This is a genomic window from Serratia symbiotica (assembly GCF_000821185.2).
GTDB lineage: Bacteria > Pseudomonadota > Gammaproteobacteria > Enterobacterales > Enterobacteriaceae > Serratia > Serratia symbiotica.
In genome coordinates this window covers 20147-33038 of sequence record NZ_CP050855.1, presented here as the reverse complement: position 1 = coordinate 33038, position 12892 = coordinate 20147, and the positions used below count along the sequence as shown (strand labels likewise).

13 protein-coding genes and 1 pseudogene are annotated in these 12892 nt (G+C 39.2%); 2 read left to right on the top strand and 12 right to left on the bottom strand.

All coding sequences use genetic code 11. From position 1 onward, the window contains the following. The first annotated feature begins 1 nt into the window (after position 1). Positions 2-865 carry a YicC/YloC family endoribonuclease gene (locus SYMBAF_RS00155; RefSeq protein ID WP_040264084.1) on the top strand — a complete coding sequence of 288 codons (864 nt, stop codon included), beginning with the start codon at positions 2-4 and terminating at the stop codon, positions 863-865. A gap of 203 nt (positions 866-1068) precedes the next feature. Then, the gene (locus SYMBAF_RS17405) at positions 1069-1245 is read left to right on the top strand and encodes an Arm DNA-binding domain-containing protein (protein WP_237162902.1); all 177 of its coding nucleotides are present in this window, start codon (positions 1069-1071) and stop codon (positions 1243-1245) included. Between the two features lie 50 nt (positions 1246-1295). On the opposite strand, the gene SYMBAF_RS00150 is transcribed toward SYMBAF_RS17405, so the two are convergent. From SYMBAF_RS00150 to SYMBAF_RS00100, 12 genes and pseudogenes are all read right to left on the bottom strand, one after another. Beyond that, the gene (locus tag SYMBAF_RS00150) at positions 1296-2336 is read right to left on the bottom strand and encodes an IS481 family transposase (RefSeq protein ID WP_040264086.1); all 1041 of its coding nucleotides are present in this window, start codon (positions 2334-2336) and stop codon (positions 1296-1298) included. A 134-nt stretch (positions 2337-2470) separates the two neighbouring features. Further along, positions 2471-2800 carry a hypothetical protein gene (locus SYMBAF_RS17400; RefSeq protein WP_237162900.1) on the bottom strand — a complete coding sequence of 110 codons (330 nt, stop codon included), beginning with the start codon at positions 2798-2800 and terminating at the stop codon, positions 2471-2473. A gap of 17 nt (positions 2801-2817) precedes the next feature. Then, positions 2818-3291, bottom strand: a complete 474-nt coding sequence (locus SYMBAF_RS17395; protein ID WP_237162898.1) for a lysozyme inhibitor LprI family protein — start codon at positions 3289-3291, stop codon at positions 2818-2820. A 230-nt stretch (positions 3292-3521) separates the two neighbouring features. Next, positions 3522-5053 (bottom strand): annotated as a pseudogene (locus SYMBAF_RS00140) (IS3 family transposase). Positions 5054-5408: 355 nt separating this feature from the next. Then, the gene (locus SYMBAF_RS00135; protein WP_040264088.1) at positions 5409-5966 is read right to left on the bottom strand and encodes a GNAT family N-acetyltransferase; all 558 of its coding nucleotides are present in this window, start codon (positions 5964-5966) and stop codon (positions 5409-5411) included. Next, positions 5944-7107, bottom strand: a complete 1164-nt coding sequence (locus tag SYMBAF_RS00130; protein WP_040264090.1) for a type III PLP-dependent enzyme domain-containing protein — start codon at positions 7105-7107, stop codon at positions 5944-5946. The genes SYMBAF_RS00135 and SYMBAF_RS00130 overlap by 23 nt, the downstream gene beginning before the upstream one ends. Next, positions 7107-7898, bottom strand: a complete 792-nt coding sequence (locus SYMBAF_RS00125) for a class I SAM-dependent methyltransferase (protein ID WP_185899911.1) — start codon at positions 7896-7898, stop codon at positions 7107-7109. The genes SYMBAF_RS00130 and SYMBAF_RS00125 overlap by 1 nt, the downstream gene beginning before the upstream one ends. A 2-nt stretch (positions 7899-7900) precedes the next feature. Then, positions 7901-8728: a YqcI/YcgG family protein gene (locus SYMBAF_RS00120; protein ID WP_185899910.1), complete on the bottom strand. Its 828-nt coding sequence runs from the start codon at positions 8726-8728 to the stop codon at positions 7901-7903. 428 nt (positions 8729-9156) lie between these two features. Continuing rightward, positions 9157-9231 carry a hypothetical protein gene (locus tag SYMBAF_RS17390; RefSeq protein WP_237162976.1) on the bottom strand — a complete coding sequence of 25 codons (75 nt, stop codon included), beginning with the start codon at positions 9229-9231 and terminating at the stop codon, positions 9157-9159. Between the two features lie 198 nt (positions 9232-9429). Continuing rightward, complete coding sequence (locus SYMBAF_RS00110) at positions 9430-11163, bottom strand: ThiF family adenylyltransferase (RefSeq protein ID WP_185899909.1); 1734 nt, start codon at positions 11161-11163, stop codon at positions 9430-9432. Beyond that, the gene (locus SYMBAF_RS00105; protein ID WP_237162896.1) at positions 11160-12440 is read right to left on the bottom strand and encodes an MFS transporter; all 1281 of its coding nucleotides are present in this window, start codon (positions 12438-12440) and stop codon (positions 11160-11162) included. The genes SYMBAF_RS00110 and SYMBAF_RS00105 overlap by 4 nt, the downstream gene beginning before the upstream one ends. Positions 12441-12505: 65 nt before the next feature. Beyond that, positions 12506-12784 carry a hypothetical protein gene (locus tag SYMBAF_RS00100; RefSeq protein ID WP_152609058.1) on the bottom strand — a complete coding sequence of 93 codons (279 nt, stop codon included), beginning with the start codon at positions 12782-12784 and terminating at the stop codon, positions 12506-12508. Positions 12785-12892 lie beyond the last annotated feature (108 nt).

Here is a 12892-nt window from a genome sequence, read left to right as displayed (position 1 = left end):
AATGATCCGTAGTATGACTGCCTATGCCAGGCGTGAAATCAAGGGCGCATGGGGCAGCGCAGCATGGGAACTGCGTTCCGTGAACCAGCGCTACTTAGAAACCTATATCCGCCTGCCGGAACAATTCCGCAGCCTAGAGCCGGTGATCCGGGAACGTATCCGTGGCCGTTTGACCCGTGGCAAAGTCGAGTGCAATCTGCGCTTCGAGCTGGATCCGAGCGCACAAAGCTTGATGATCTTGAACGAAAAACTGGCTAAGCAACTGGTCGAAGCCGCCAATTGGGTGAAAATGCAGAGCGACGAAGGGGAAATCGACCCGATCGACGTGCTGCGCTGGCCAGGCGTGATGTCCGCTGCGGAGCAAGATCTGGACGCCATCAGCGGCGAGTTGATGCAGGCGTTGGACGGCGCACTGGATGACTTCATCGCTGCGCGCGAGAGAGAAGGCACCGAGCTAAAAGCCCTAATCGAGCAACGCCTCAATGGTGTCAGTGCCGAAGTGGTCAAAGTGCGCACCCAGATGCCAAACATTTTACAGTGGCAACGTGAGCGGTTGGTCAGCAAACTGGAAGAAGCCCAAGTGCAGTTGGAAAACACCCGCTTGGAGCAAGAACTGGTGCTGATGGCACAGCGCATCGATGTTGCCGAAGAGCTGGACCGCCTGGAAGCGCACGTGAAGGAAACACACAACATCCTGAAGAAAAAAGAAGCCGTGGGTCGTCGCCTCGACTTTATGATGCAGGAGTTCAACCGTGAATCGAACACGCTGGCTTCCAAATCGATCAATGCTGATGTCACCACCTCCGCCATTGAGCTGAAGGTGCTAATCGAGCAAATGCGCGAACAGATTCAGAATATCGAGTAAATTCTTTCAAAGTCCACCAAAATCCATAAGCCCATGTTAAATGGGCTTTTTTATGCAAACCGTAGTCTATTAAAGACCACTTAGATACATTAAAAACCACCAATAAGTGGGGAGTAGAACGGGGAGCGCTTTTGCTTTACTAGTCTCATCTGGCAGTTTATAACCATATACCCCCCACAACGATTTTTCATCAGGATAGGTATATGGCCTCACTCACTGTCAGGACGGTTCAGGCTCTCATCAAAGCAAGAGAACCGGGGAAGTATGGAGATGGGCGTGGTTTGTATCTGAAAGTCCCACCTAAAGGTGAGCCGTATTGGATGCTTCGATACACAATCGGCTCTAAGAGACGAGAAATCACCTTAGGTAAGGTGTATTAGCTCAGACCTGATCTGACAGTTACCGGTTATTTATACAGGTGTCTGTCAGATTACATCTGGTTTAAATTTTTCTCAGCCCAGATGCGTTCTCCATCAAGTAACGTTTCCATTGGCGTCCGGCCACAGCACATTTTCCCCTGATGGGTTCGCTCATTATTATAGTGAGCCAGCCATTCATCAAGATCCGATTGTAATGTGTCGAGTTCGCCATACAGCTTTTTGCGGAACGCCACCTGATAAAATTCCTGCAATATCGTCCTGTGGAACCGCTCGCAGATGCCGTTCGTCTGTGGTGACCTCGCTTTGGTTTTCGTGTGGTCGATGTCATTTATCGCCAGATAAAGCTGATAATCATGCTGCTCCACTTTGCCACAGTACTCTGTGCCTCTGTCGGTCAGTATTCTCAGCATTGGCAGGCCCTGAGATGCATAAAATGGCAGCACACGGTCATTTAGCAGCTCTGCCGCTGTAATCGGCGTTTTGGTGACATACAGCATGCAGTGCGCGACTTTTGAGTAGGTATCAACGAACGTCTGCTGATAAATGCGTCCGACACCTTTCAGACTACCCACGTAGAACGTGTCCTGAGAGCCCAGATAACCCGGATGAGCGGTTTCAATTTCTCCACAGACCTCGTCATCGCTGGCTTTACGTTCCAGTGCTGCGATCTGGCTGTCAGTCAGTTCGATACCCTCACGGGCCACTTTCTCTTCCAGTGCTTTCAGACGCTTTTTGAAGTTTTCAAGATTGTGGCGCAGCCAGACAGAACGAACGCCACTTCCTGAGATAAAAACACCCTGTTTACGCAGCTCGTTGCTGGTCCGGTGCTGACCGTGAGCCGGGAAATCAACGGCATAATTAACCACAGCGCACTCGGTGGCATCGTTTGTGCGGTTCTTGAGATTAGGAGTCCGACGACTACGATTTATCAGCGAATCCACTCCACCTTCATCAGCCAGTTCGCGATAGCGGTAAAACGTATCACGGGAGACACCCATGATTTTACAGGCTTTAGAGACGTTGCTAAGTTCTTCGGCCAGATTGAGCAAACCTGTTTTGTGTTTGATGACGGGATTGGTAGTTTGAAGCATGAGAGTTACCTCGTGTTTTGTATAAGGATTTGACACCCATATCAAAACCGGTAACTCTCAACCTTTCAAGGTTATGTGTCAGATCAAGTCGCGACTAATACACCTAAAACCATGTTTTTTTATTAAATATTATATCAATCCCTAACGTTATTATTATCCAGTACATAGTTTGTATAGCTCAATAATATACGAGCAAACTCACGCATGTCATATTCGGTAGTAGCCTCAATAACTTTATCGCCAGATACGAGACCATTTAAATAAATCTCACCATTTTCTTCTCTAAAAATAAAGCCAGAAGAAGGTCTCCCTGTTGTTTTTATTTTAAATCCAGCATAACCTTTGTAATTGATCATCTCTAATGATGTTAAATCTGGAAGTTCATAAATCAATGACAGACACTCTCTTAATGTATGGTATTCAAAATAACTTCCAAACCCATCTAAAAATAAAGTAGATTCCAATTGCCTTTTATTAAACCCTAATTGATAAACTTTAACAGCGTTCTTATTAGATATTTCTGTGATAACTTCTTATGAGTTTTATTGTATTCTTGAGAATCTAGCTCTCTTTTTATCTTGTCTATTGCTTCGGAAAATTTAATATATTCAATTTTACCACTAATATGATCAAAGCATTCGTTCCAAAGGTAATCCATCTGCTTAGAATACATTTTTTCAACACATTGAATATCGGTACAAGCATTTCTCCTGTTAATCCAATCTATTTGAGATTTTATAATCTTAGATTTTGATTCTTCAGGCATATCAGGACCCATAGCTATTTTGTAGTTTTGGGATAGATAATCATCCAAGCGACTTAACTTATGATCTGAGCAAATCATTTTTTCCACATCTGAAGATGCTTTATTACAATCAAAAGAAGCTGCATAACTTGTACTGCAAGCCATCATTGATAGAATGAATAAAGATTTTTTGTTTATGATATTTACCATGAGATACCCTTTTTTAAGAACCTAATAAACATATTTTAAAGAACCATCAATTGTGTAAGTAGATGATATATATGGTGATTCTATGAGCCTGAACGTGCCTGCACCAACAATATGATTCATTACCCGAACATCCTGGAAGGATGATTTCTCATACGATTGTGCTCGGTGATAAAATGCAGAATATGCAACAAGCGGTAGCTGTCAACGAAGTTGTCACCCTTAATGAGTTTTCAGGCTGCTTTTTCTGATGCGTTTTGTGGCTTATCCGGATTTAACATCACCACGCCTTCACGCTGCCATTGACGACATTGCCTTGACCATCGACCCGGTCTGGCTTTCCTCGCCGCTTCATATACCGCTTTCCTGTTTGCCAGCAGGCTTATATCTTGTCCCTGGTGGCGCTGTTCCGGTGTGACATAACCGATGCCGCTATGCCGATGCGCTTCGTTATACCAGCGGCTAAAGCGTTCAACCCATCGTCTGGCTTCATCAAGTCCCGTGCAGCCCGCTGACGGCCAGCCCGCCACATATTTTAACGTTCTGAACAATGACTCCACGAACGGATTGTCGTTACTGACCCGAGGCCGACTGTGCGAACCCGTGATATTCAGTTCTTTCAGTTTTGCCTTTAACGTTTGGGACTTCATCGGCCCACCATTGTCGGCATGCACCACCAGCGGTTGCCGGTAGCATCGTTCTCGCAGCACGGCACGGTGCAGCAACGCGGCAGCGTGCTCACCGTTCTCCTCTTCATGAACCTCATAACCAACGATTTTCCGGCTAAAAATATCTTCTATCAGGTACAGATAAAAATAACGGTCTCGTACCCGTGACGCGCACCACGTCACATCCCAGGTCCAGACCTGACGGGGCGCAGTGGCATGGTATGGTCGGCTTACTGATGGTTACCGGCGCCCGGCTACGACCGCGATGATGAACCTGACCATGGCGCCGGAGTATCCGGTAAAACGTTGATTCGCTCGCCAGATAGATGCCATTGTCCGCCAGACGCGGCACGCTCTGCGCAGGGGGCAGGCTGGCGTATTCCGGCTAGTTACACACGGCCAGTACCTGCTGTTCCTCCGCCAGCGTCAGTTTATTGCCCGGGGTCGGACGTACTGCGGCAGGACGCCGGTCTTCGGCCTGTCTGTGCCATCTCTTCCAGGTTCTCAGGCTGATATTCACTTCCCGGCAGGCCGGAGCCAGACGGGTCCCCCGGTTCATCGCCTCCCGTGTATCCACTGGATAAACTGCACGCGTTCAAGGACGGGCGTCAGTCGTCCTCGTCTTCCATCCCGTAGTAACGGTTGAGCTTTTTTCGCAGTACCAGCAAGGCAGCAGCCTCCGCCAGCGCTTTTTCTTTTCGCGCCAGTTCACGTTTAAGTTATTTGTTTTCTTTAGCCTGTTGCTTTAACTGCGCTTTATCTGCAGGGCTATCGTTATTCTGTTCGATAAAAGCCTGCTTCCACTGTGCTATTTGCTGTGGATAGAGTCCTTTGCGACGACAGTATTCCCCTAATTCCGCCTCACTGAGCGTGGCGGTTTCAACAATGACGGCAAAACGGGCTTCGCTCGACCATTGCTCAGTAGTTTTATTGGCTCCGGGCACCGGTTTCCCCTCCAGTCTGGCCTGATTACGCCAATTATACAGGGTTGCGTCAGAAATCCCCTCCTGCTGAGCCAGCAAGGAGACGGTCATGTTGTAAGGCGGCAATAATTTTGCCAATACTGCGGCTTTACGTTCCGGTGAATAACGTTTCATATCAGGCTCCATTGCCCCCATTTAGATTTTCAATTGGGGGTGACAACTATCCTGACAGAGGGGGGGAGTGACGCCGGAAGTATCAGAGAACAGATATCCTTGCATCAATCGAGACCCTATACGGTAATGTGTAAAAATTTGTCCAACCCAACAAAGGCGCTCATTGCGGATGTACTTTTTTGTCACGGTGTACTGGCTCGGTCTACTGAGGGAAGAGATGCCGACCATCATTATTTAGCGCACTTGCAGCTCGGCACCACTCTTTTAAAGAGTTAATTTATAGATATAGAGATTTCTGACCTGATAGATATGTTCGACACTAATGATTAACTTACTCGGATGACGATAAATGTTATTATATAGGGTAGCTATATATACAAGTATCATCAATATAGCCAAAGCCATCCAATCGATGCTTCCTCAGGCTAGCCTCCAACTGGAATCCTGTACGAAGAGCTACTTTTGCACTTCGTACGTTCCTGCTAGCCATCTTTATCTCTAATCTTTGACACTTTAAATAATGGCAAGCAATATTTCTTACTAAAATACAGGCTTCTGTAACAAACCCCTTACCCATTAATTGACTTGAAGCCCAATAACCGATTTCATAAAAAGGTATTTTAGGGTTTACAATAAATAAGCTAATGCATCCAACTAAATTATTTGACTTAATATCCATAATCAAGAATCTGTATTCATCCTTGTCATTCCTGAAATTAGTTGAGGCAATTTCAAGATTTTTATAACAGGTCTCAATAGAGTGTTCTGAATTTGACCATAAAAGGAACTCGAAATGCACTTTAGAAAAATTAGAAATAAGTGTATAGACATCGCGGCAATACGACACATCTGGAGCTAATAGTTTTACTTTTTGCCCCGCAATAAGTTTTTCAGGCAGGTCTGTAATTATCATGAAAGCACTCCCCGTTAGAGATAACAATTAACTTAGGTTTACTTCTAATCCAACTTGATGAATTCATTATATCATAACTACCACATGATGATATTAGCACCTTGTCATCAATAGAAAGATCAACTGGTATTGACATGTTCATCGCAATAATATCAGACTCATAGCAATTAGAACCAAAAACATGAGCTAAGCTAGTTTCAATGCATTCCTCTCTCTGAGGAATGATAAAAGCAAATCTATTATTATGATACTGCGCAGATCTCACATTTGTACCTGGTGCCGATATGGTTATAATATTAATGTCATTACGTTCTTTTACTGAGGCGATTCCGGAAATTAGATATCCATAATCTTCAGTTAAGATTCTACCAGGCTCAATTACAACACTAACCTTATTGATGTCTATACCTTGTTTTAAAAGTGCTTCGCGTACACGCTTTGGATAATTATTATTGACCAAAACAGCATCACAATTTGCAGTGGATGCAGGATAACCTCCTCCAATATCGATAAAATGTATGATATCTTTCACCTTAGAGATTTCATTTGAATAATATTCCAATGCTTTTATCAGATAGTCATGAGATGTGAGATTGGACCCTGAGTGAAAGTGAAGCCCGCAAAGATGAAGACCATTCTCTTGGAGTAATAACAATGACTCATGAAATTCATCCCGACTCATTCCGAAACGAGATAACCCCGTCGATTTATAATCGGTGCTTAGACGGAATGATATTTTTGGCTTTACTTTAATATGGTTGGAAATGAGTATAACTCTCTCTACCTCAAGAGTGTTATCACACTGTATTTTAATACCTTTTGATATGGCGAACTCAATTTCGTTATTTAGTTTAACTGGCCCATCAAAATAAATAAACTCGCCTGCGAACCCATCATCCAAAGCAAGTTTTATTTCGTGTAACGATACCGTTTCGGCAGACAAGCCCTCAAAAAGCATTAACTTTGTCACCATTGATAAGTTGTTGCTTTTATAAGAGTATGCAATCTCCAACTCAGGAAAAAAATACTCCCAATGAGATTTTAATTTGCGCGTTGCTTTCCTTATAGCATCTAGATCCATAATGTAATAATAATTTTCTTTATTGTGTGTTTTTATTAAATCATTGAATTCAATAGCCATTATTTAGCTCTCATGGTCCATAATGCAATTGACTGATATTTAGCATGCTCATTGAGCAGTACACGCGTATTATAATATCTATCAAATGAAATCTGTTGCTGTTCTTGGCTTAACATCAAGAAATTTTCCTTACTACAAATAGCTATTCGTGTAATTGACTCGATCTCATCATCTGTATAAATAGGTAAATCAAAAATCTCCTCACTGATAAGATGAAATCGTGCACTGAAAAATCTATACCAATAATCATAATCTCTATCTGTATCTGGACGATACCCTATATGCTTTTCTACCATATCAATTAGCTCACTATCCGGTGTTAATTCATAAAAGAAAGGTGATATGCACAAATACCCATCATTTCGCAAAACTCTAGGACATTCTTTTAATGCTGTCTCTTTACCAGAAATGAAGCCAAAACAGCAGCCCGCAGTAATATGAGTGAAAGTGTTATCAGAAAATGGAATGCTTTCCGCATTTGCAACAGAAAACTTTACTCGTGCACCAATCCCATTTTTAAGTGCTAAAGCATTTGCTGATTCAATCGATGGAGGCGATATATCTATTCCATCTGCTCGGCATTCAGTTTTTAACGATATATTTCTTGATGAAAATCCTGTTGAACATGCCAAATCAAGGAGATAAGACTCCTTGTTTATCTCGCTATTTTTTATCCAGCTTTCCAATGTTACGTTTCCTCCTGGAGGAGTGTTGTCCACTCCAAAAAAACCAAGGAAATCAGGATAGGATAATTTCAGTAAATCAGTATTTTTGATATTGTTAGTAGACATTTCTAGTTTCTCCACCAATTTATAACATTAATAGTATCAGTTGATTTTATAAATTTAGCTCTATGGTCACTTGACTCAGAAAGTGAATAATTGTAGGTACACCCCTCTTTTTTATAGTTTTCCCTAATTTTTTCTTTGTTATCTTTTGTTATAAGATTAGAATCATTATCAGCAAACCGATCAAAGGTTTGATCTGGTTGAACAAGAAATGAAATGGTATTGTTAAGGGGTAAATACCTAGAGTGATTTATTGGGTAATGATTTGAGAAAACAAGTAGGTAAAGTTCAACCCCATCTATTATAAAACGCCACTTTTCATCTGTTATTTTTTTAAGCAAATTAGGCGCAAGGTTGTCCTGAATTGTTTTTAGGAAATTTGCTAGCTTAATACTTAAGTCATTATCACTGGTCACATTTGCATTTTCAAAAATCAAATACAGGCCATCAAGATTATGAATATTATAGGTTTTTAAGTACTGACTCAATACTTCTGTGAAGCTTTCGTCATATTCATCAAAGATATCGAACCAATGTCGCCCTCTATGTGCATATATACACTTCACATTAGAAAATGCCTTTATACTTTTTTGTTGCAGATTATACTTATCTTCATTAATTAAAAGTACTTCGTCAATATCCTGGCTTATTTTTAAATCGAATTCCTCTTGAATTACATCGTTTATTTTTCTTATAATAGTCCGGTTTTTATGTTTCACTTCATGAAATATATGTTCACTAATAAGTGAGGCCGGCTCAATATGAATAGCTTCGTGTTCACTGATCTTTGCATAAATTCTGTCATTTAAAACATCCGCTATTAGCAACGACATAGATATCCTCGAAAGTTTAAAAAGGAGAAACAATTCTCGACCATACTGAAACCACAGCGATTAAATAATTTTATATTCTCAGAGTCAAGATATGGTATCAATTTATTCTCTAGAGCTAATCTTTTGTTTTCAATTTCAGTCTTAGAATATCCTCTGCTATATTTCCATTTTAAGTACGATTCAATGTAGGTGGCATTTATAACAGGATCCTCAAATATAATCTTTTCGAAGACAATCATTGTGACTTGATCGGAACATGATGATTTTATGTTTTTTATAAATCCCTCTCTTTCTGGTGGACGTATAAATTGAAGTACAAGATTTAGAATGACAAAATCAGGTCTCATGATGTCGCAGATAGTTTTATTTTCTCCACTTAGGTAGTTATGATTACTTAATGTCACTTTTTCTTTGTAAGGCTCACACTTTTATCTTGCTTTTTCAAGCATGCATGCAGAAACATCGACTCCGTAACAATGCTTGACTTGCGTCTGCGATAACAGCTTATTTATTGTTGTACCGGTAGAACACCCTACATCAAGAAATATTTTTTCTAATGAAAAGAATCAAACATCAATGAGATTAAATCCTGGATGTCTTCGTATTCTGGAACACTTCGTAAAACCATATCATCAAAAACATTGCATACATCTTCATTAAACTCAAATGACTTCATTTGGTCTTTATTAATAAATACATTATCAATTACCATATTTAAACTCCAATACTGTGAAGTAAGGAAAGTTATGACCTAAATGCATCTTATCAGGATGCCGTGGCTCTTTAATTGATACCAATGAGAATCCCGCATCGATAAAACTATTTACATAGGTTGATAGGTTTCTTTTGAAAGAGTTAAGCTCACATAAAAAATTGCCATGTTCGTCAAGTCTACTTTTAGTTTGAACCCCTTCGTAGAAGTAATTTTCTATTACCATTTTGTCATTCTGATGGCTAGTGCACGAGTCTTTTACATGATTCGGTACTATGCATAGAACTCTACCTTCTCTGCTCAAAATGGACCTAACTTTTTTTATATATGAACAATAATCATTTATATGATCTAGCACTAAGGACAAGATAATAAAATCAAACAAGCTATCACTTTCATATTCAATTAAGTCACATTGAATATATTCAATCTGCCCACCTTTCTCTCTGGCAACATCCAGCATTTTTTTATTAGTATCCAATGCTACAACTCGAGCAGAACAAAGGTCGAGCATTCGACTATATGTGCCTATTCCGCAGCCTATGTCCAACGCAGTAGCATACTCTCTTTTGAGTATTACCTCTTTTACATAGTCATCGAGAATCACTCTATTTAAACTTGCGCCCTCTCTATGATTTTTATAAAAATCTGCAATTATATCAAATTGATCGGTTGTTCCATTGTCTGGATAATGTTGCGTAGGACTATTTAAGTTTAGATCTTTTTTATAATCATAAACTAGCGTTTCATAATTATCCGGATTAATTATTAGCCTTTTCTCTTTAAGAATACTATTTCCTGTGGTAATAAATTTTATTACTTCGTGTGAACATATTGATGAAACTATATAATTTAATGGCCCATATGATGGAGCTTGATATTTTTTATTTATTCTAATAGTAGTATTTATATTCTCAAATACATCTCTATTAAACAGTTGTTCGAACCCTGGTTTTGAATGTGCATCCATAATTGGGCCAACTAATCCCATCCTTCCTAAATAGCCAGCATTAATAACGGGGATGTTGATCTCACTATGCAACCTCCCAATTAATTCAAATGCATTACTTGGATCTGCTGATAAAACAAGAATATCACAGTCAGAAAAGAAAGAGATAAACTCGTGTAATTTATCTCTGGAGAGGAGATGTGTCAAAGTATGAACTTCGCAAAAGCTATTTTGTTCAGCTAAATTCGCCTTTAAAGAATCAATTTTAAGCGTGCCAATCTGTGATTCCTTAAAAGTAGTCGTACGAGTTAAATTAGATTCTTCAATTAAATCGCCATCACTAACTTTTAGGCAACCGATACCGGCTGCAGCTAAAAGAGTCGCAACATTGGAACCGATGCCCCCAGTTCCAATGATCCCAACGGTTGCGTCTCTCAAGGTATTCATTGAATCTGCCTGATTCATTCCTGATAGTTCAAAGAACAATCTATGCCTATCATAACGATCTTGCTCCCAAGTATATGATACTATTTTTTCCTCAATCAAGTTGTTGAGAATTTCGTTTATATTATAAGCTTCTTCAGAAGCTGACTGATTGTATCTTTCGGCAACATAGTCAAATTCTGCTGGAATGTTCAGTTCCTCAAGAAGTTCAAGTAAGAATGCAGGGCAGTCTTCTATCTCCGTTATGTCCATAAAGGTTTGACCGCATACAATTTTATTTTCTGCTTCTACATACTTTATTGGAAGAGATCTATTTAATTGAATTTTCATTCCGCAACTCCAATGATTCCATCTTTGTTTTCTTCATTTTTATCAATATATCTTATCCATGCGATAGTGACCGGAATCACACTTAATATACAAATAAAAGAAAACACAAACGCCGATGATAGAGGTAAGCTTTTTGCCATAACCCCTATGATGAGAAGAGATACAATACCAAAAACTCGTGCAAGTAAACTAACAATAGATAAAACAGTGTTTGAGTTATTATTATTATTTAAGTGTTTAAAGAACTCAGAGTCAAATTGGCTCATCGGGACTGAAAAGAAGCTATGGAACATAGTAAATATCACTATTGGAAGCCATTGTCCCTTTATTAAAATCAGTGTAAGCATAGATATAGCCGCAAAAATAGTCGCCAATAAAGTTATTTTCATCGGGTTGTATCTAGTCAATAGAGTTTTCATAAAATATCTATTGAAGAGATATTTTATAAATGAGTAAGAGAAAAAACATCCGCCTAAAATCACGATCTCTTGATTCTTTGTAGCATTATTCAATAATTCATTTTGATTTAAAATGAATGGTTGCCAGAAATGAAATACGGGTTGCATTGCTGCCACGACTAACCCGCATATTAATATATAGTAAATACCAACTTTTGTTGACACTAACAGCTGTAAGGCATTTTTTGTATGCAAGTAAACATTAAATTTTTCTTTAATGTTTTGTACATATTTCTTTTCACTTACTGAATCTATTTTGCTGAAAGCGAATACCAAAAAGATAAATGATGCACCGCATAAGTAATACGCAGCGCTATAATTTCCAATTAGTACAACAATAATTACACCAATGACACCTGATACAGAATTCATTAATGCATTTACTTCTCTTACATATGACATGTAATGGTGATATATATTAGACTCACGACTTTCGCCTGGCAGCCTATCGACTAACCCCTTAATCCATGTACTATCTGCACCAGAAAAAAAACATGCGCCAAGCGCATAACAAACTTCGGCCATAACCAGTAAATACATGTTCGGAGCAAACGTACATAACGGAAAGAATAGAGCATAGAAAAAACAAGATAGAATTACATTTTGTTTTACACCTAGCTTGTCACCCAATATTCCGGTTGGCAACTCAAATACAAAAATAGATATGCTAAAAACCATTTGCAAAATGGCTATTTCTGAGATTGAAACTCCCATTGAAAAAAGGAAAAAAACATGAAAAGAACCAGTAGCCATTCTTATCGCATTCATGGCAGAACAACTGTGTAATAGTTTTTTTATCTCTGGATCAATTGTTATCATGACTTTTCCTTAAGTTAGAAATGGCGATCAATCGATCGCCACCCTACAACATTGGAACTATTTAATTAATTCGCACCACAGGTCATGCCACACGACAGAACTTTTTTCTGTTGCTCTTTAAGTTTGGTCACATCAACACGTTTTACTTTCAGTTTTTTAGTCGGTTTGATCGTAGAATTATTCATTTTACCATCCTTTAAGTTAGTAACTTGATTTATGTCATACAACAAAAAAGATAACATTTTGTTGTGAAAAAGTTTTACCATAAATGAGGTGAATTTATCAAATTTCAACCATGAAAAATTTTCTCTCATAACTTGTTGTAATATATGTTTCTTTTTCAATAATAATTATTTCAATATGATTTGAAATAATTATTATTGAAAAATTTTATACACAATTTTTTGAATTATTAATAAATTTATTTAATGTTGCATTTTCCCTTACCTACG

What these genes read in the sequence shown, in the direction of transcription:
- SYMBAF_RS00155 (WP_040264084.1), top strand. Translation starts at nt 2, where the DNA reads ATGATCCGTAGTATGACTGCCTATGCCAGGCGTGAAATCAAGGGCGCA.
- SYMBAF_RS17405 (WP_237162902.1), top strand. Translation starts at nt 1,069, where the DNA reads ATGGCCTCACTCACTGTCAGGACGGTTCAGGCTCTCATCAAAGCAAGA.
- SYMBAF_RS00150 (WP_040264086.1), bottom strand. Translation starts at nt 2,336, where the DNA reads ATGCTTCAAACTACCAATCCCGTCATCAAACACAAAACAGGTTTGCTC.
- SYMBAF_RS17395 (WP_237162898.1), bottom strand. Translation starts at nt 3,291, where the DNA reads ATGGTAAATATCATAAACAAAAAATCTTTATTCATTCTATCAATGATG.
- SYMBAF_RS00135 (WP_040264088.1), bottom strand. Translation starts at nt 5,966, where the DNA reads ATGATAATTACAGACCTGCCTGAAAAACTTATTGCGGGGCAAAAAGTA.
- SYMBAF_RS00130 (WP_040264090.1), bottom strand. Translation starts at nt 7,107, where the DNA reads ATGGCTATTGAATTCAATGATTTAATAAAAACACACAATAAAGAAAAT.
- SYMBAF_RS00125 (WP_185899911.1), bottom strand. Translation starts at nt 7,898, where the DNA reads ATGTCTACTAACAATATCAAAAATACTGATTTACTGAAATTATCCTAT.
- SYMBAF_RS00120 (WP_185899910.1), bottom strand. Translation starts at nt 8,728, where the DNA reads ATGTCGTTGCTAATAGCGGATGTTTTAAATGACAGAATTTATGCAAAG.
- SYMBAF_RS00110 (WP_185899909.1), bottom strand. Translation starts at nt 11,163, where the DNA reads ATGAAAATTCAATTAAATAGATCTCTTCCAATAAAGTATGTAGAAGCA.
- SYMBAF_RS00105 (WP_237162896.1), bottom strand. Translation starts at nt 12,440, where the DNA reads ATGATAACAATTGATCCAGAGATAAAAAAACTATTACACAGTTGTTCT.